This window comes from Nostoc linckia z4 (genome assembly GCF_002608075.1).
Taxonomy (GTDB): Bacteria; Cyanobacteriota; Cyanobacteriia; order Cyanobacteriales; family Nostocaceae; genus Nostoc; species Nostoc linckia.
In genome coordinates, this window is sequence record NZ_LAHA01000030.1 from 74203 (window position 1) to 92425 (window position 18223).

The 18223-nt window shown below is 42.4% G+C and carries 20 protein-coding genes; 6 read left to right on the forward strand and 14 right to left on the reverse strand.

What is annotated here, in order from left to right:
* Positions 1 to 293: 293 nt before the first annotated feature.
* The 6 genes from VF06_RS22390 to VF06_RS22415 all read right to left on the reverse strand — a co-directional run bounded on the left by VF06_RS22390 (position 294) and on the right by VF06_RS22415 (position 7193).
* Entirely contained in the window at positions 294 to 2438 is a 2145-nt protein-coding gene (locus tag VF06_RS22390) for a cation:proton antiporter domain-containing protein (RefSeq protein WP_099067715.1), read from the reverse strand.
* Between the two features lie 146 nt (positions 2439 to 2584).
* On the reverse strand, positions 2585 to 3241 hold the full coding sequence (locus VF06_RS22395) for an HAS-barrel domain-containing protein (RefSeq protein WP_099067714.1): 657 nt from the start codon (positions 3239 to 3241) through the stop codon (positions 2585 to 2587).
* An 80-nt stretch (positions 3242 to 3321) separates the two neighbouring features.
* On the reverse strand, positions 3322 to 3519 hold the full coding sequence (locus tag VF06_RS22400) for an NAD(P)H dehydrogenase subunit NdhS (protein ID WP_099067713.1): 198 nt from the start codon (positions 3517 to 3519) through the stop codon (positions 3322 to 3324).
* A gap of 235 nt (positions 3520 to 3754) precedes the next feature.
* On the reverse strand, positions 3755 to 5068 hold the full coding sequence (gene rodA / locus VF06_RS22405; protein WP_099067712.1) for a rod shape-determining protein RodA: 1314 nt from the start codon (positions 5066 to 5068) through the stop codon (positions 3755 to 3757).
* A 268-nt stretch (positions 5069 to 5336) separates the two neighbouring features.
* Positions 5337 to 6407 carry an Mrp/NBP35 family ATP-binding protein gene (locus tag VF06_RS22410; protein WP_099067711.1) on the reverse strand — a complete coding sequence of 357 codons (1071 nt, stop codon included), beginning with the start codon at positions 6405 to 6407 and terminating at the stop codon, positions 5337 to 5339.
* Between the two features lie 261 nt (positions 6408 to 6668).
* On the reverse strand, positions 6669 to 7193 hold the full coding sequence (locus VF06_RS22415) for a polyketide cyclase / dehydrase and lipid transport (RefSeq protein WP_099067710.1): 525 nt from the start codon (positions 7191 to 7193) through the stop codon (positions 6669 to 6671).
* Between the two features lie 434 nt (positions 7194 to 7627).
* Here VF06_RS22415 and hemF point away from each other — a divergent pair, with 434 nt between their 5' ends.
* The 3 genes from hemF to VF06_RS22430 all read left to right on the forward strand — a co-directional run bounded on the left by hemF (position 7628) and on the right by VF06_RS22430 (position 9375).
* Positions 7628 to 8662 carry an oxygen-dependent coproporphyrinogen oxidase gene (hemF, locus tag VF06_RS22420; RefSeq protein ID WP_099067709.1) on the forward strand — a complete coding sequence of 345 codons (1035 nt, stop codon included), beginning with the start codon at positions 7628 to 7630 and terminating at the stop codon, positions 8660 to 8662.
* Positions 8663 to 8679: 17 nt separating this feature from the next.
* The gene (locus VF06_RS22425) at positions 8680 to 8886 is read left to right on the forward strand and encodes a hypothetical protein (protein ID WP_180267313.1); all 207 of its coding nucleotides are present in this window, start codon (positions 8680 to 8682) and stop codon (positions 8884 to 8886) included.
* 120 nt (positions 8887 to 9006) lie between these two features.
* On the forward strand, positions 9007 to 9375 hold the full coding sequence (locus VF06_RS22430) for an STAS domain-containing protein (protein ID WP_096535210.1): 369 nt from the start codon (positions 9007 to 9009) through the stop codon (positions 9373 to 9375).
* 128 nt (positions 9376 to 9503) lie between these two features.
* Here VF06_RS22430 and VF06_RS22435 read toward each other — a convergent pair whose 3' ends face one another.
* Complete coding sequence (locus VF06_RS22435; RefSeq protein ID WP_099067707.1) at positions 9504 to 10100, reverse strand: chromophore lyase CpcT/CpeT; 597 nt, start codon at positions 10098 to 10100, stop codon at positions 9504 to 9506.
* A 577-nt stretch (positions 10101 to 10677) separates the two neighbouring features.
* Here VF06_RS22435 and psb29 point away from each other — a divergent pair.
* Positions 10678 to 11385, forward strand: a complete 708-nt coding sequence (psb29, locus tag VF06_RS22440) for a photosystem II biogenesis protein Psp29 (protein ID WP_099067706.1) — start codon at positions 10678 to 10680, stop codon at positions 11383 to 11385.
* Positions 11386 to 11530: 145 nt separating this feature from the next.
* Here the strand turns inward: psb29 and VF06_RS22445 are convergent, their stop codons facing one another.
* The 3 genes from VF06_RS22445 to VF06_RS22455 form a co-directional block, all read right to left on the reverse strand.
* Positions 11531 to 11893 carry a phage holin family protein gene (locus VF06_RS22445; protein ID WP_099067705.1) on the reverse strand — a complete coding sequence of 121 codons (363 nt, stop codon included), beginning with the start codon at positions 11891 to 11893 and terminating at the stop codon, positions 11531 to 11533.
* Positions 11894 to 12143: 250 nt separating this feature from the next.
* Positions 12144 to 12773, reverse strand: a complete 630-nt coding sequence (locus VF06_RS22450) for an ExbD/TolR family protein (protein ID WP_099067704.1) — start codon at positions 12771 to 12773, stop codon at positions 12144 to 12146.
* A gap of 44 nt (positions 12774 to 12817) precedes the next feature.
* Entirely contained in the window at positions 12818 to 13546 is a 729-nt protein-coding gene (locus VF06_RS22455) for a MotA/TolQ/ExbB proton channel family protein (protein WP_099067703.1), read from the reverse strand.
* A 298-nt stretch (positions 13547 to 13844) separates the two neighbouring features.
* On the opposite strand from VF06_RS22455, the gene VF06_RS22460 reads away from it, so the two are divergent.
* Positions 13845 to 14159 carry a YkvA family protein gene (locus tag VF06_RS22460; RefSeq protein WP_099067702.1) on the forward strand — a complete coding sequence of 105 codons (315 nt, stop codon included), beginning with the start codon at positions 13845 to 13847 and terminating at the stop codon, positions 14157 to 14159.
* A 182-nt stretch (positions 14160 to 14341) separates the two neighbouring features.
* On the opposite strand, the gene VF06_RS22465 is transcribed toward VF06_RS22460, so the two are convergent.
* Genes VF06_RS22465 through VF06_RS22475 form a run of 3 tightly spaced genes read right to left on the reverse strand, consistent with a single transcriptional unit; the run spans position 14342 to position 15435 of the window.
* Positions 14342 to 14800 (reverse strand): ferredoxin, encoded by a 459-nt coding sequence (locus VF06_RS22465; protein ID WP_099067701.1) that lies wholly within the window; start codon positions 14798 to 14800, stop codon positions 14342 to 14344.
* Positions 14800 to 15186 (reverse strand): DUF1257 domain-containing protein, encoded by a 387-nt coding sequence (locus VF06_RS22470; RefSeq protein ID WP_099067700.1) that lies wholly within the window; start codon positions 15184 to 15186, stop codon positions 14800 to 14802. The genes VF06_RS22465 and VF06_RS22470 overlap by 1 nt, the downstream gene beginning before the upstream one ends.
* Before the next feature lie 39 nt (positions 15187 to 15225).
* Complete coding sequence (locus VF06_RS22475; protein WP_099067699.1) at positions 15226 to 15435, reverse strand: DUF2997 domain-containing protein; 210 nt, start codon at positions 15433 to 15435, stop codon at positions 15226 to 15228.
* 954 nt (positions 15436 to 16389) lie between these two features.
* Here VF06_RS22475 and VF06_RS22480 point away from each other — a divergent pair.
* A complete protein-coding gene (locus tag VF06_RS22480; protein WP_099067698.1) occupies positions 16390 to 16575 on the forward strand; it encodes a DDE transposase family protein in 186 nt (61 codons plus the stop codon).
* 146 nt (positions 16576 to 16721) lie between these two features.
* Here VF06_RS22480 and ctpC read toward each other — a convergent pair whose 3' ends face one another.
* Positions 16722 to 18008 carry a carboxyl-terminal processing protease CtpC gene (ctpC, locus tag VF06_RS22485; protein WP_099067697.1) on the reverse strand — a complete coding sequence of 429 codons (1287 nt, stop codon included), beginning with the start codon at positions 18006 to 18008 and terminating at the stop codon, positions 16722 to 16724.
* Between the last annotated feature and the right edge of the window lie 215 nt (positions 18009 to 18223).

The window sequence follows — 18223 nt, forward strand, 5'->3', positions numbered from 1 at the left end:
CTGCACGGGTAACTCCAAAAAATAAATTATTCCGCTTGGGGTCGTTGACTACTGACTGTCAACGGTCAACGGTCAACAGTCTTCTGTGAAATATTTTTTACTTGGAAGTCCCTAACCATTAGAGTCGATTCATTTATTGCCAAGACGAAGAGTGTGGCGAAAATTAGTTCTTCTTAGCCATTCAGACTGTTGACTGTTGACGGTTCACAGTTAACAGTCTTGTATGGAATATTTTTTTACTTCCAAGTTCTTTACCAGGGTATGCCATCACAGCCCCAGTCTTTTGATTTACATCATACAGCAGATGTAATGCTATTGCCAGTACCAGTATTGGAAATAACTACATTGGTTTGAGTTCGTTGTGGTTCTCCGAGCATGACAATGGAACAGGTGAGTTGTCTAGCTAACTCAGTTGTGACATCGCTAATAGCTAATCCTCCGGGGCTGGTGCGATTGCGTATAAAAGGTAAAACCACTAAATCATATAACCGTGCTGCTTGCAAAATTGCTTGAGCTACATTTTCATGAGCGATAATTTGAATTTCTGGGGTATTGGGCAGAGCTAATTTAGACACTAGAAGTGAGAGGTGCGATCGCCTCCAAGCAATTTTACTAGAACTGGTGCGGCGATCGCACACATTGAGTACAGTAATGTGGCTTTGATTTGCCTGTGCCAACATTTGAGCAAATTGTACGGGCTGCAATATCGGTGCTGTTAAATTTTCTATTGGTACTAGGATACGCTGAATTTTTTTTGGTGATTCCACTAAACGTGTGACTGCTACAGGACAATGGGCTGCCCAAAGCACTCCATCAACCACATTTCCAAATAATAATGCTCGCAAGCCAGTACGTTTACCCCAACCCATGACAATTAAACTAGCTTTTTGTTCGCGGGCAGCTCTGCTAATTCCCTGAGCAAAAGCATCATCAATTCGCAGTATCGATTCTGCGGCTACACCCAATACTCGACTTTGGGCGGTGGCTTTTGTTAATAAGCGTTCGCTGCGTTCTAGAGAGGCTTCTAACTGCGGTGCATCCATGTGAGCAGTAGCATTAGCGATCGCTAGCGGTACAATTTTACCCTTTGACTGACGCGCCAATAATGCTGCCATTTCAATTAAGTACTGCTGCGTTTGAGGATTATACACAGGTACAACTACAGTCAAAGCATTATCTGTTTCTGGTGTATCGCCATCGGCTAAATTTGTTGCTGGTGCATCTACGGTTGGGGAAGAGGTCAAACCAACGGCTATTCGACTAGTAATGAATGGCCCCAAGGTAGAGGTTACCACCATTAAAATAATAATGCTGTGTAATATTTCTGATGAGAATAATCCAGCCCGATATCCTACTAACGTTCCGGCTAAGGTTGTACTCACCTGGGGAATTGATAGCGACCACATGGTGAGGATTTCTTGCCAGTTGTAGCGGTAAACTAGTTTGGTCAACAAAGCTGCGATGGATTTGCTGGCAATCAAGCAGACTATAATTAACAGCGTTAATTTGATGGCGCTGAGATTATGCAAATAAGCAGGTAAATTGATTAGTAAACCAAGGTCAACAAAGAAAATCGGAATAAATAGTACACTGCCAATAAATACCACCTTTTCTTTCACTGGCCCTTCACCGACAGCTTCATTAACTGCCAAACCCACCAAAAAAGCACCAACAATTTTGTCTACTTTTATTAATTGAGCGCCTACAACAGCAAGAAATACAGAAAGCAACACAAACAAAAATTTGTTTCCTTCATCGTCTCCCGAACGGCGAAAAAACTCTTTACCTGCCCAATCAAATCCTGCAACAACGGCAACAGAGTAAATTATTAACCAACCGGACAATGTGAGTAATTGACCAAAGCTGAATACCTGATTACGAACTATAGCCACACAAACGCCCAATATTAAGATTGCGCCAATATCTGTAAAAATAGTGGCTCCAATGGTGACAGTAACAGCTTCATTATTTACCACTCCCAAACGAGTGATTATGGGATATGCCAAAAGAGTGTAGGAAGCAAATAAAGAGGCAATTAAAATCGAAGTAGTCCAGCCATAGCCTAAAATCAAACCTACTAAAGTTCCGATAATTAGTGGCACACTGAAAGTCAAGCTAGCAAATCCAAAGGCACGACTTTTTCTTTTGCGGAACTTTTCTAAATCTACTTCTAGCCCTGCAACAAATAGCAAGTATACTAACCCGATATCTGATAGTAGGTTAATCATCGGCGAGTTGGATTGAAATAGATGCCAGCCGGAAGGGCCAAGTACTAGTCCAGAGAAAACTAAACCCACTAATCCTGGTAATCTTAGTCGCTCAAACATAATAGGTATAACTAAGATTACTGCGAGCAAAATAGCAAAGGAAACAATTGGTTCCTTGCTAAGAACTTGCGAAGTTGGTTCCAGAGCAAGAACTTGTGATATTAGTTCCATAGGTAGGAATTGATGAGGCTATGGTAAAACTGCGATCGCCTTGAGGACGAACGCTCGATAGATATAAATGAACGTAGGAGCCGCTTGAGGAAAAATCAAAAATCTTAACTTACACTAAACTAGACAATTGTCTAAGAACTAACTACCTACGGGTGGATTTGGCTCAAAATGAACCGCAAGCGATCGTAATCGTCTTTAAGTAATACGCTCAGGTTCCGCCCAGCTTTAATTAACCATTCTCGGTCAGCTTTACGTAACTGATATACATCTCGAATAGCAGCTGCGGTCAAGGCGTCCACTGGCGCACCGTTGATGCAAAGGAGTGTCCGCAAAAAATCCAATTCTTCAGTAAATTTAACGATGGCTTCAGCTTCGCACCGATAAACAGCTTGATGAATTTGCGGAGGACGGGGTGGTAGATACTGATATACTCTTCGGTTATAACTTGGATTTTGTGAAGATAGTTCAAATCCAACAATGACAGCTCGAAATTCTGTTCTGAGCATAGCAAATATCTGGGGTTGTTCTTCACGTAAGTCTTGCAACGACAATCCCAAAGCTCTAGCTCGGTGTACGGAATCTATGGGCATGGTTGTGGCATGATATACCACAGCGTAAACAAGATTGCCAGATTCTTCATCCACAGCACAAACCCAACTACCAAAAGGCGGCATTGACGGAAAGCTTAAATCTTCTGGTTCCAAACACTGTGCCAAAAATTCAGTAGTACTAGTTTCAATCACCTCGGCAAAGTGATTGGGATGGCGATCGCTTCTGTCAAACTGTGGTAGAGGAAGGCGCATGGCAATACTGAGCTAAGAGTTAGGAGTTAGGAGTTGAACAATAATAACTCCTAACTCCTAACTCCTAACTTCTAACTAATCTATTTTCCTTTTTTACGTCCGGTTGTGGTTTCCACGAGTTCTAATTCCTTCAGGCGGAAGGTAATTAATTTATCCCAGTTACCACCTTCAAACAATACAGCTACCTTACCATCACTCACTCTTTGCACGAGTCCTTCAGAGCGATAGTAGGTATCTGCGGGATTCTTGACGCGAACAGTTGCTCCAGGCAGAATCATCTTTTTGGCCTCACTTGTTTCCTGTTAATAGCTTAATACTTGTTAATAGTCATTGGGCATGGGCATGGCGAGACAAGGAAGACAAGGGAGACTATCAGGTAGGGGAAAGGTTAAAGGGGTAAAGGGTAAAGGGATAAATCTAACCTTTCCCCCGGTTGGTGAGCTTGTCGAACCATACCCCTTTCCCTTTCACCATTCCCTGGAAAGTGCTGTTTGCCCAATGCCCAATGCCCAATCAATAATACTTCTGCCGTTGGCGAAAATTTGCTACCGATTCTACTATCCCTAAGGAAATGAAGTTAGTCAGCATAGCAGAACGTCCGTAACTCATCCAAGGTAAGGGAATTCCTGCTACAGGCGCTAAGCCGACAGTCATACCAACGTTGACAATTAACTGAAACACAATCATGGACAAAACGCCAATAGCCAACAATGAACCGAAATTGTCTGTGGCATTTTGAGCAACATGCAGTAAACGAAGGCAAATTAAGCAAAAAACAAAGAGTACTACCAAACAACCAACAAAACCGAATTCTTCGCCTACTGCGGAGAAAATAAAGTCTGTGTGTTGTTCTGGAACAAAATTAAGTTGGGTCATGGGGCCTTTGAATAGACCCCATCCCCAAATTTCACCTGCACCAATGGCAATGCGAGATTGAATTAAGTGATAACCAGCACCAAGGGGATCGTGATCTGGATCCATGAATACGGTTAGTCGGTCTTTTTGATAGGGTTTCAAAATATGATTCCAGGCAAAAACTCCTAATTCGCCACCCAGGATATTCAGACTCCACGCACCGATAGTACCCAAACCAAATCGACGCCAAGGTAGAGTTCGCCAACCAATGATGGCCATAGCAATTGACCAAACTATGCCCAAGGGGCCAAAAGATAACTCTTTGAATAAAACTATCGGCTGTGTTAAAGGCCAAGATATGCTGAACAAAATGGCAGCAATCACAGGAGAAATCATTAGAATTAGCCACCCAGGGTTAGCATTGGCCCAGTAAAGCATTCCCAACACGATGGCCCCAAATACCATTGATGTTGCTAAATCTGGCTGTAAAAATACTAGTCCCCAAGGTACAGCGGTGATTGCCAGTATACGGAAAACACTTTCGAGATTAGAAGCAGTGCGCTTGTGTAATAAGGCTGCTAAGGTAATAATCATACCGACTTTGGCAAACTCTGAGGGTTGCACATTAAAGCCAGCGATACTAATCCACCGCTGTGCCCCTTTAGCACTAGTACCGGCAATCATCACGGCAATTAAGCTGAAATTTGTGAGTGCGTAGGTTACCCAGTGGTACTGCATCAAAATGTCATAACGGATACGAGCTAAAAACAGTGCCATCAGTGTACCGATACCAGCCACTAACCAGTGCCACCACCAGTCAGTTACTGGCTGCTTGAGTTCCGTACTCAGGATCATGATGCCGCCAAAAATACTGACAGCAACTGGTAAACAAAATAATAACCAATCTAAATGTTGCCAAGGCTTAACCCAAGACTTCCAGCGAACTTTGGGGAGCGATCTTTTTAATAACATTGTGTCAGTCTAGACTTTAAGTTTAATTGTTGGGCATTGGGCATTGGGCACGGGGCATGGGCCAAACAGGGCTTTCCAGGGAATGGTGAAAGGGAAAGGGGTATGGTTCGACAAGCTCACCAACCGGGGGAAAGGTTCAATTTATCCCTTTTCCCTTTACCCTTTAACCTTTCCCCTACCTCCCCATCTCCTCATCTCCCCAGTCCCCAATCTCCAGTCCCTAGTATTCCCAGGCTATAGCCCAAGAAACAGATAGAGTTAAAATTTATTATGTCAAAGCTGCAACTGATACTTTACCAGCGATATTCAAAGCGATCGCTTTTAATGCTTTTGCTGAAGCTGAATCTGGGTCAGCAACGACTATTGGCACACCATTATCGCCACCAACTCGCGTGGAAATTTCTAGTGGTACACAGCCCAAAAGCGGCACTTCCAATTCAGCAGCAGTTTTAGAACCACCACCGGAACCAAAAATGTCATACTGCTTATCTGGCATATCCGGGGGAATAAAATAACTCATGTTTTCCACAATTCCCAATACCGGGACGTTCATTTGCTGAAACATCCGCAATCCCTTACGGGAATCTAACAGCGCGACATTTTGCGGTGTGGTAACAATTACTGCCCCTGCCATCGGTACTGCTTGGGTTAAAGTTAACTGAGCATCTCCAGTTCCCGGTGGCATATCTACAATTAAATAGTCCAATTCTCCCCATTGCACTTGATAGAGAAACTGGCGAATTACACCATTTAGCATTGGCCCGCGCCAAATCACTGGTTGATCTCGGTCAATCAAAAAGCCCATTGAAACCAATTTGACGCCGTGATTAAAAGCAGGTTCGAGGATTTCACCTTTTTCAGTGGAACGCACAGCAATTTCGGCATCAGCTAACCCTAACATTGTTGGGTCATTAGGCCCGTAAATATCAGCGTCTAGTAAGCCGACTTTCGCACCAGTTTGCGCTAAAGCCACTGCGACATTCACCGCCACAGTACTTTTACCAACGCCTCCTTTACCACTGGAAACAGCAATGATATTTTTTACTCCAGAAATACCAGTGCGGTCTGGCAAACTTTTTTGTTGTGGTGTTTCTGCGGTTACTTCTACGCTGACATCTGTAACGCCTGGTAGTTTTTTAACAGCTTTTTGACAATCTTCGACAATAAATTCACGTAAAGGACAGGCAGGAGTAGTTAACACTAAAGTAAAGCTAACTTTACCACCATTGATTTTGACGTTGCGAATCATATTTAATTCCACCAGACTTTTGCGAAGTTCTGGGTCTTGCACTGGTCGCAACACTTCTAGGACAGAGCGAGAATCAAGGACATCGTACATAAAAATTCAAAACTTGTACTGAGCGTAGTCGAAGTATTCCAAGATTTACCGAAGTTCTGATTTAAGAAAGGCAGAAGCTCTTGACTTCTGTTGAAAATGACGAAATACAATCCTAGTCAGCATCTTAGCTATTAACTGGATGCAAATAAAAGCAAGAGCAGATTGGTATTTTCGCGATCGCTGCCGTAATAAAACTTAGGAAACTGGATGATTACCTAATAGAATCTTAACTTTATTGGGCATTTGCTCCATGCCCCATATCTAAAAATCAAAACAACTGTCATTAAGAGATTTTTTCTTCCCAGATACTGCTGGTAATGCCGCCTTTTCTACTGCTTCCACTAAAGAACGAGCAACGCGGTCTGCATAGGGACGAGATAAAGACCAAATTAGGGGTGACAACCAACCGCGTAGTGTTACAGAATAAGATAAACAAGTTCCACAAACGGTTGATTCTACTTGGTAGGTTACTCGTTCTTCTATACCAGGAATAGCTAAAACTCGGATACTCAGCATTTCTCTGGGATTAACGCGTTCCACAAAAATCCGGATGGGAATCGGCGAAAAGCGTGTTACAGCATGAAAAATTAATCCTGGTTTGGGTACTAATCCGTAGGGCACGTTAGTACTTTTAAGTAGTGGATGCCAAGAAACATCTGTTAAATCAACTACTTTGTGCCACAGTTCATCTACAGAAGCAGAACTAATCTCTCGATATGTCCGCACCAGAGAAGCGCAAAACCGACGACGTTTGCGGTGGATGAATTTGGATAACCAACCTTGCATTTTCCTAATCCCCCTCCTCGCTAGACACTTTCTGGTAACTCTGGTATCTTGGGCAACTCAGCTTAACCCTAGACCAAAACTGTCTCAAAATTACTTTGGGCACAGCAACGCCAACATCATAAACAATAGATATGGCACAGAAGTTTTGAGTACAGGAGTCAAACCCTCGATACCTCAAGGTTAAGACTAAATTTTAGTGTTTATACGAGAATATTCCAATTAAAAATTTCAAAAAAAACTTATTCAACATACAAGCCTATACGCATTGTGAGGGAAAATAACTCTAGTGATGCCCATCAATCCTAATAAATGCTTGACCAGTAAGAAAAAAGCAGGTTGGGCAAATAGAGCTTGATTGTTGGTGCGGTTTTCCCCAAATTTTAAGATGAGAAATTTGTGGCTTTCTGGAAATTGTAATTTAGGTTCGGGAATCTATGTTGACCAACTCGCAAATACCAACTGTAGCAGCGGAATCATCCAAGTCTTTGCCACCAACTGACGCCAAAACAAGAGTCAGTCAGTTTATGAAACAGCTGCAAGATGAGATTACGGAAACTTTGGCAGAACTGGATGGTGTAGGTAAATTTAATGAAGATAGTTGGGAACGCCCAGAAGGGGGTGGAGGGCGATCGCGTGTCCTCCGCGAAGGTGCAATATTTGAACAAGGTGGCGTTAATTTTTCTGAAGTTTGGGGTTCACATTTACCGCCCTCAATCTTAGCTCAACGTCCTGAAGCCGCAGGACACGGGTTTTATGCTACTGGTACTTCAATGGTGTTACACCCCCGTAATCCCTACGTACCTACAGTGCATTTAAACTATCGCTACTTTGAAGCAGGGCCTGTATGGTGGTTTGGCGGTGGTCTAGACTTGACTCCATACTATCCCTTTGCTGAAGATGTCATACATTTACATAAAACTTTAAAACAAGCTTGCGACCAACACCACCCAGATTATTACCCAGTGTTTAAGCGTTGGTGTGACGAATATTTCTACCTCAAGCATCGCGGTGAAACCAGGGGTGTAGGTGGTCTATTTTTTGATTACCAAGATGGTCGGGGTACTTTATATCGCGGCCCCGATCCCAATGGACAAGCAGCTATTCATAGCAATCACGTGGGAGAACCAGCGCTACGTAGTTGGGAAGATTTGTTTGCTTTTGTACAAGACTGTGGCAGAGCATTTTTACCAGCTTATGTGCCAATTGTAGAACGGCGGCATGGAATTGAATATGGCGATCGCCAACGCAATTTCCAACTCTATCGCCGGGGACGATATGTAGAATTCAACTTGGTTTACGACCGAGGTACAATTTTTGGCCTGCAAACCAACGGACGCACTGAATCAATTCTCATGTCCCTACCACCTTTGGTGCGCTGGGAATACGGCTATCAGCCAGAGCCCAATACCCCAGAAGCCGAGTTGTATGAAACCTTCTTGAAACCCCAAGATTGGATCAATTGGAAATAGGGCATGGGGCATGGGGCATGGGGCATGGGGCATGGGGCATGGGGCATGGGGCATGGAAAAGTGTGGGGCATGGAAAAGTGTGGGGACAGAGGGGGAAAAGATTTCTTCCCCATCCTCCCACACCTCCCACACTTCTAATTCCCAATGCCCAATGCCCAATGCCCAATGCCCAATGCCCATTTAAAATTGCTACTCAGCACTGTTTTGGTGAGTTAAACTACTAAAGATAAGCACTTAGCAGAAAAAAGTGACAATTTTAGCTGTAGCTTGCTAATCTCAAGTGGCAGCATTATAACGGTTCTGTAGCTAGTTAATTTAAAAAGAATGCCACGGGGAGGGCTTAAGTGATTCATATAGACCAAAAAAGTTATACAACCCAAGACGGAAATACCGTGATTGTCTTAACACCAGCAGGTCGCCTAGACATCACCACCGCTTGGCAATTTCGCTTAAAGTTACAGGAGTGTATTTCTAAACTCAGTCGCCATGTAGTTGTAAATCTGGGTCAGGTCAATTTTATTGATAGTTCCGGTCTCACCTCTTTGGTAGCTGGAATGCGCGATGCAGATAAAGTCAAGGGTAGTTTCCGTATCTGTAATGTACATCCAGAAGCCAAACTAGTCTTTGAAGTGACAATGATGGATACTGTGTTTGAAATTTTTGAAACTGAAGAGGAAGCTTTAGAAGGTGTACCTCGTAGTATCGCCAGCTAAGAAAAGAGTTAGGAGTTAGGGGTTAGGAGTTAAGAGTGAGGAGTGAGGAGTTAAGAGTGAGGGGTGAGGGGTGAGGAGTTTATTGAAACTTCATAACTCATAACTCATAATTCATAACTCGATCTTACTCAATACTGATTTCGCTTTGTGTAACGATAAGGCCCCATAATCGCTCCCCAAGTGGCTTGTCCAGTTACTGAGTTAATTCCTTTGTCGTAGCTGTAAAATTCTGCTTGTGTGGCTTCAAAGCCCAAGGAAACTTCCACGGTATTTCCCAGATAAGTAAAAGTGCAACGAGTTTGTGGTAATGGAGTAGCGGTAAACTTGTAGCGATCGCCAGCTAATGTTTCGCAATTAACTTTGAGGATACAACCTGGCAGTAAATCTAATAGATCTGGTGAGAGTGTGTTTAGTAATGTTGAATTATCCCCTGCGCCTTGGAATGCTTCTGGATTTTGAAGCATATAATATTGCACTTTCAGAGGCGCATCAGAATCACTTCCCTGAGACAACCGCATAATTCGTTGGCGGTAGGGTCGATCTAGATTAATGATATTAGCCTGTTCGGCAAACAAGGTGATGCTATCTTCTGGGAATAGATTAACTGGTCTTTGCCACAGGCGCAGGTGGACATACCAAACTGGTTCTGCTATGGCTTGTTCTCGATTGTCAAATTCACCGGCTAGGTACTCACCTAAAGCAATCAACTGTGGCGAGAAGTTCATAAAGGAGATTGATGAGTTTTTAAAGTTGTTTTTAGCCCTTGTGGCTATTAACTCACAAACTGATTTTGATTTCTTTATATTGTAAAAGAAACTGTCATTAGACCGAAAAATTTTGGCGATGGTCTTGTCAAATTTGAAGATATTCGTGGTTGACAATCACTACGAACTTAAGAGCGTCGGCTTTCGGCGCTCTCCATTTTTTGGGAGGATGGCAAGTTTCTTTTGTAAGATTTAGCTAAATTTCAGCCGCTTTTTTGACTTGATTTTAAATTTTAGACTAAATTGACTGTCAATTGTGAATTATTATTTTTATTTTTTTTGTGGTAAAAAATTTTCATTACACTTTGTGAGATACAGATAATTGTAAAGCTGTAGGCTCAAACTTCCCTTGAACTACAGGCGTTTGCCCCTACCTGTGGTGTACTTTTCATTTACCTGAAAAACGCTGTATATGGATAAAATGACAGTTCTTGTGGAAAAGTTTTCGGTCTGTAGAGTGTCGCTAACGAAAACCTTAACTTGGCAAAGTACCCTTTAAGCGGGAAAATAAGAATACGTCGCCCTTAAGATTTTCTTTGTGAATAACGTCCGTACTGTCTCTGATACAAAGCGAACTTTCTACAATCTGCATACCCGTCCGATTAACACTATTTACCGTCGGGTAGTAGAAGAATTGATGGTGGAAATGCATCTGCTGTCAGTAAATATTGATTTTAGCTACAATCCAATTTATGCCTTGGGCGTCGTCACTACTTTTGACCGCTTCATGGAAGGCTATCAACCAGAACGGGATCGAGAATCTATTTTTAACGCCCTATGTCAGGCTATAGAACAAGACCCGCAACGCTATCGACAAGATGCTGAAAGATTGCGAAATGTAGCTAAAGATTTGCCAATTCAAGATTTAATTGCTTGGCTGAGTCAAACCAGTAACTTAGATAGAGATGCTGACTTGCAAGCACAATTGCAAGCGATCGCCAATAATTCTAACTTTAAATACAATCGGTTGTTTGCAATCGGTGTATTTTCTCTGTTGGAATTATCAGATGCAGAACTAGTCAAAGATGAAAAACGACTCACCGAAGCATTGAAAGCTATCGCTGCTGGGTTACATTTATCTGATGATAAATTCATCAAGGATTTGGAACTATACCGTTCTAATCTAGACAAAATGGTGCAAGCACTGGCAGTAATGGCAGATATGCTTTCAGCAGATCGCAAAAAGCGCGAACAACGCAAACAACAATCAACTACTCAAGTTGCTCCCCCAAATTCCAATGAATAGTGATGAATGAGAAGTTAGGAGTTAAGAGTGAGGAGTTAGGAATTTAGAATGCAAAATCTTGTTTAACTCTTAACTCCTATTAAGTTTTGAATTTGGAATGTAGAATTTTCTTCAACTCCTAACTCCTAACTCCTAACTTTTAATTTTATACACCCAATATTTTGTAGATTAAGCTGTTAATTACAGTCAGTGCAAATGCTCCAATAACAGCACTCCAAACCCCGTAGCGCAAACGAAATCCTTCCACTAACCAAGCCGCAATACTAAAACAAACTACAGCAATCATAAAAGTGAAAATGCTGGACAACAAGTCGAACGTCAGTAAATTTGGTACTGCGAAGACAAGGCTTAAAATCGGTCGGACTATTGCTGTTACAATACCTAGTACAGCTGCGGAAAAGAAGGCTTTGCCTGGAGTATCAATTTCAACTCCCACAGGCAATTTACTAATTATTAACAAGCTGATAGCTGTTACTATCCAAACAATTAAAAGCGTCACTATATTCATGCCACAACCCCTGAAACGTGAATGGCAACTGATGATAAGCTACTCAGCCTACCTATGGATCAATCTTTAAAACTCAACCAATTATTTGTAAATTAACAGAATTTTTTTCTCTACTCAAATTTTATTCTGGATATCTTTAGGTTTAGGAACCGGGGAAATAAGGAGGCAGAAAGCAGGGGAGAAGGGGAGATGAGTTTTTCCCCTCTGCCCCTCTGCCACATGCCCCAGTCACCAGTCAACCCGCCCCATTTCACCTTTTTGGAGTAGATTGGCTTCCAGGTGCTACAGGTACTGCTGGGTTGGAAATATCGGGATTAATCGGGCTGATGTTTTGTCCCGGCACGGAGGGAAATCTGGGGGTAAGATTACCTTCAGGGTTGATGCCTGGAACTGGTGCTTCACCGGGATTAACTGGGAAAGAAGGCACAGGAGATTGGTTGAGTGGGTTCGTTGGTGGTTGAGATGGGCCAGGAATAATTCCTAAAGAAACGCGATCGCCCCCTACTTGCCGCAGCAAATCTAGTGTTTCAATCACATCATTATAAGTTGCTGTGCGGGAAGCATTCAGCACTATAACGCCATTGGGATTTGCTTGCAGGTAAAGTTTTAACCTTTGTGCCAAATCGTCACGTTTTACGGGTTGTTTTTCTATGTAAGTGTTGCCAACGGCATCGATGGTTACAATCTGATTGCCGCTTTGTGATGCGATCGCAGATACAGATTTGGTGCTGGCTTTCGGCAAATCAACATTTATTGCCTGTTGGCGTGTAAATTGTAGTGCCGCTAACAAAAAAAAAGTCAAAATACAAAAAACAACATCAATTAAAGGAATGATTTGAATTTGGACTTCTTCGATGGGAGTATGCAGATTAACTTTCATTTTCTCAATTTAATAGCCTGGTTTAGAAGTTGAATTTTTGACTACTATTCAGGTGAATTCGGGGGTTGGGGAGGTTCAGAAAACCTGTTTTTCCCTTGTTTGCGCGGTAGGGTTAAATTGTCTCGCACAACTGGTGATGTAATATTACTAAAATCTGGCGGAGACTGGCGGTAAAGTAATTCCAACTCATTCCCTGCCCGACGAAAAACTTTGACTTGGTTAACTACAAAACCTTGAAATAGGCGATAGAATACCAAGCTAATGATGGCAACTATTAGTCCTGCTGCTGTACTAATCAACGATTCACCAATACCAGTAGTTACCCCAGCAGTAGATTCAGTTCCCAAATCCCCAATCCGAATTGCCCGCAAAGACTGGATTAAACCCAAAACTGTACCCAATAATCCTAGTAGTGGTGCCAGGGCAATTACCGCTTCTAAAAGTTTTTCGCCCCGCCGCATTCCAGCTAATTCATCTTCGGCTGTGGACTCCAAAGCTAAGCGAAAGGTTTCCGCATCGCTTTTGCCCAAGTGTAAAGGTGCATAAAGAAAACGCCCCACAGGCTGATTATTTGCTTGTCTTGCAATATCAGCAGCCACTTGCCAATCATCATGGGCAGCATCTAGGACGCGATCGACTATTTGCTTTTCTTGAGTTAAAATTCGCAGCCAGAACCACAAACGCTCAAAAATTACACTCAAAGACAAAATTGACAGAACCAGCAAAGGCCACATCGCTGGCCCGCCCTTATAAAACAAATCTAAGATATCCACTGTTTAAATTTCCTCCCTCCAAAACTAAAGCAACTATCCCCAAGCATTATTAATTTTAGAGATTAATGGGCATAGGGCATAGGGAAAGGGAAAGGGGTAAGGGGAAAAGGGGAAAAGGGGAAAGATTAAATTTATTCCTTTTCCCTTTAACCATTAACCTTTTCCCCTACCTCCCCTGCCCTCATCTCCCCACTCCCCTCTGGATTTGTAGCGTCTTCCAGACTAATTGGGACGGTTATTCCCACCGGGAGTTTAGAAGATAATTTGTCAGAATTAAAAATAACTGGAGGTTCAAGATATGAAATTTTCAATTCAATCAGTTTATACCTGGTATCGTGATTTGCTTCGTAACCCTAAATACCGCTGGTGGGTAGTTTTAGGTACATTAGTTTATTTGGCAAGCCCATTTGATATTCTCCCTGATGTTTTTCCCATCGTTGGGCAGATTGATGATGTTTTCCTTTTGACTCTGCTGGTAAGTGAAGTATCTGGGTTAGTGATTGAAGGCTGGAAAGCTCGTAAAGGTAATTTAAATACCGAAGCATCAAATACCACTGAGGGTACTACCTCCACTGCAAGCACCATTGATGTCGATGCTGTGTCTGTTAAGTAGTTTTAACAATAAAATAAAATTCTACAAACCCCTACTTTTTGCGTCTATTGCCAACTACGCTTGTCAAGTAGGGGATATTTTTTGTCCAATGCTCAATTATCAAGCAATATGCTTGGTGTTAAAAAATTAAAGGACTGGCTCTACCAGTCCTTTACTATATTTATTGGTTTAATTTTTTTATCTTAATAACGGGATTTCTTGCTCCTTAACTTTTGCTTTTTACGTCGCCGTTCGCTAGCAGCCACCGCTTGTTCCACCGGATAACCTACTACAGGAATTACTTGATATTTGCGCTCTTCTTCTAACTTTTTGAGTTCAGTGTAATCAACCCAATGGATGCAATCAACCGGACAAGTGTCAATTGCTTCTTGGATGATTTCTTCGGCGTCCCCATCTTGGCGAATTACTCGCGATCGCCCATAATCTGGTTCAATGTAAAAGGTGTTACGCGCAACATGAGCGCAGTGCTTACAACCAATACAGGTAATTTCGTCAACATAAACACCTGTTTGACGAAACACACCACCAAGTTCCGGTTCTAAACCAGAACGTTCTGGGGCATCCCGTAAAAAACCCCCTAGTTCTGGTTCCAAACCGGAACGGTTATCTTCTTCTTCCGGCGACGGCAGAAAATCAGCCATTACGCACTCCAGCGTTGTACTACCAGGCGAATTGAACCATCTTCATTTTTTTGTTCTTCAGCGACTTGAAAGCCAACACGAGCAGTTTCTTTCATTACTGTTTGGTAAGCATAGCGCTGTGTTACCTGGCGCAAAAATCCATCCACAGAAAGATTTTGCTGCCAATATTGCAAGTCAGCCACCAGTTCGTATTCTTTGCCATTCCATCTAAAGCCGATGTCGCAGCCATTTTCCTGCTCGATAGTCACTTCCGCAGGATGAGTTTGACCGCGATAGCCACGTACTTGGTTTGGGCCTGGCTTCCAGTCTATACCTAATTCAGTCAGAGCATCTTTCAAAGAATCAAGGTTACGGATTTGAGTCTTAATTTGGCTAAAGTGTGACATGGTGGTTTGAATTAAATGACACTAAACTACAGGGAAAACTTACCAATCGCTGTGAGTGGTTTGGGTGTTCGCCACGTTCGATTGCTGCACCTTGGCGGCGAAGTATTCTGAGGTTGGCTCATGCTTAAGTACTTGCCCCAGCTGCGCTTCTATTGCTGCTGTAACCTCAGCGCAAGAAGCACCCACAATGCCAGTGACTTTTTCTTGTACCCGACCATCTGGATAGATTATGAACTCTAATGTCTCCATGCTCTTGGCCAACCACGATAAGTACATTTGAATTCTACTGCCTTAGCAGAAGGCTACAAATATAGCCATCGGAACATTTTTACTTAGACACAAACTTGCCATTTGTTAACCAATGTTCCATCTTTCAATATATATATCTCAGAATCTTTACAAAATTTATTAATCTTACCAGTCCATACATCAGTCTTTAGTTAGTCTCTCTTAACCTCATTGATTAGTCAAGGTAATCATTCAGTTGGTTAGGTAAGCAGCAAAAAACGTCAGAATCAGTATTAGAGCTACTACACCTAGACAAGTGAGTTACAAAAATATAGATTTTATTGAAAAAATTTATCATTATTCTTAGATAAATACAGGACTTACGCAAAAACTCTCTCTTGCTCTTATTTCTCCGTGCCCTCTGTCTTGAAAAGTTCAGATGCCTGCGGCAACCCCTTCGGTGTACGCCGGAAGCCGGCGCTCCGACTTTTCGCTGCGTCCTCTGTGGTAGCCTGCGGCAAGCCGCTGAGGCTCCTTTTCTGCGAGACGCTGCGCGAACGTTGCTACCGCTTCGCTAACGCGTCTACGATTCTCCGTTACCTGTGCGTAAGTCCTGAAATACTATTCCTTCAAGTATCGTTACAAGATAAAACGCAATTTAATCCAAGGGACTTCCAAGTAAAAAAGATTCCGTTACTATTGTTGACTGTTAACTGTGAACCGTTAACAGTCAACGCATTAACTGGAATAATTTATTTTTTGGAGTTCCCCAACAGTAGGATAGTGAAGTTTGGGAAAAGCGATCGCTAAATTCAACTTTAAATACATTTATGGTTTCCGGTTTCACCGACATGGAGTGGGAGCATTTCTGTTAAATTTGTAAGCATTAGTCAACCTAGCTCTTTTGCAGATAGTGAAGCGACTGCAATATTAAATTTTTCTCGATCTATCTATCTTTATTAAAGAACGTCCACTATGGATAATACACAACAATGGTATATTGTCAAGCTTTCTATTGGTAATTGCGAAATAGTCCCCAGCCATCAAATAGAAGAGGACAATTCAGAGATTTTAGAACAGTGGGGGCCTTATAGTTCCCAAGAAGAAGCGATCGCCCGCCGTATCGGACTCATTAGAAGTGGGAAGTGTCAACCAGTTTGAGCGGGGCAAACAGGTTATGGGGAAAGGGAAAAGGGTATGGTTCGACAAGCTCACCAACCGGGGAAAAGGGGAAAGATTAAATTTATTCCTTTTCCCTTTAACCTTTAACCTTTTCCCCTGCCCTCTATGCCTCATACCCAAAGAAGTTATTTTTCCGCTGTAGCTGTGCCTTTGGCAGCAAGTTGTTTACGCATTACTTCCACTGCTTTAGCGAATTGGGGGTCTTGTAGGGTAGCGAGTTTGTCACGTTCATTGAGCCACAAGTCTTGTCGCTGAGCATCACTTAAATCTACTTTCACATCTGGATCGATGCCATGTTTATTGATATCGCGATCGCTCGGTGTGTGGTATTTTGCAATGGTCACCGCTAAACCGGAGCCATCTTCTAGGGGACGTACTGATTGTACTAATCCCTTACCAAAGGTTTGAGTACCAACTAAAACTGCACGCTTATTGTCCTGCAAAGCTCCTGACAGGATTTCACTGGCACTAGCCGAACCTTTATCTACTAATACCACCAAAGGTTTATTTGTTAGGGCCCGTCCGTTTGCCACCTCTCGTTCTCGCTCCCCTCCACGGTCAATGGTGGAAACGATTGTGCCTTTATTTAACCACATCCGGGCAATTTCTATACTAGAGAATAATAAACCCCCTGGATTTCCACGTAAATCGAGGATATATCCAGATACCTTTTTGCTTTCTAAATCTCTGATAGCGGCTTGCATTTCTTTACCAGCATTGGCACTGAATTGGTTCAGACGAATGTAACCAAGGTTACCTGCTGGGGTTTGCTTTTGAGAATATTTAACTGGATGAATTTCGATCCGCGCCCGTTTGATGTTAAATTGCCTTGTCTGACCGTTTCGCTGAATGGTTAGGATGACTTGGGTTCCGGCTTCACCTCGAATCAAAGATACTGCCTGATTTGTATCCATCCCCTTAGTGCTTTTGTTATCAATTTTGAGGATGATATCTTTGGCCAAAATACCAGCTTTAAAAGCTGGCGTATCTTCAATTGGGGCAATTACAACCAGTTGCTTGGTTTTTTCATCTTGACTGATTGTGATACCAATTCCTGTCAATTCTCCAGAGGTATCCACTTGCATATTCTGGAATTCCTTTGGATCCATAAATCGGGTGTATGGGTCATCTAGCTTTTTAAGCATTTCCCGAATGGACTTATAAGCTTCCTCTTGATTACTGTAGGACTTGTTCTTCACGTACTCGTTACGAACAGCCTGCCAATCTACCTGATTAAAAGTACCATCTACATATTGGCGTTGGACTATTTGCCAAACTTCATCTACTAGTTCTTTGGGACTTGCTTTAAATAAAGCCTGACCTCGTGAGTGAATGCCAAGGCTAGTAACTGCGATCGTAGAGAGTGTTACTACCGTAGCACCCAAAACAAGCCTATTTTTTGTAATCACCATAATGACAGCTGCGTCAGAGGGAAAATTTATAGTCAGTATGCTCAATCTAACACAGGGTATTAGTGTAGAGGTCAAGCATGTATTTCTAATTTCAACAAAATACTTGACAATCAGGCGATGTTGGTCGTTATCTATACAAAAGTTTTATAAATTGGGCATTGGGCATTGGGCATTGGGCATTGGGCATTGGGCATTGGGCATTGGGCATTGGGCAT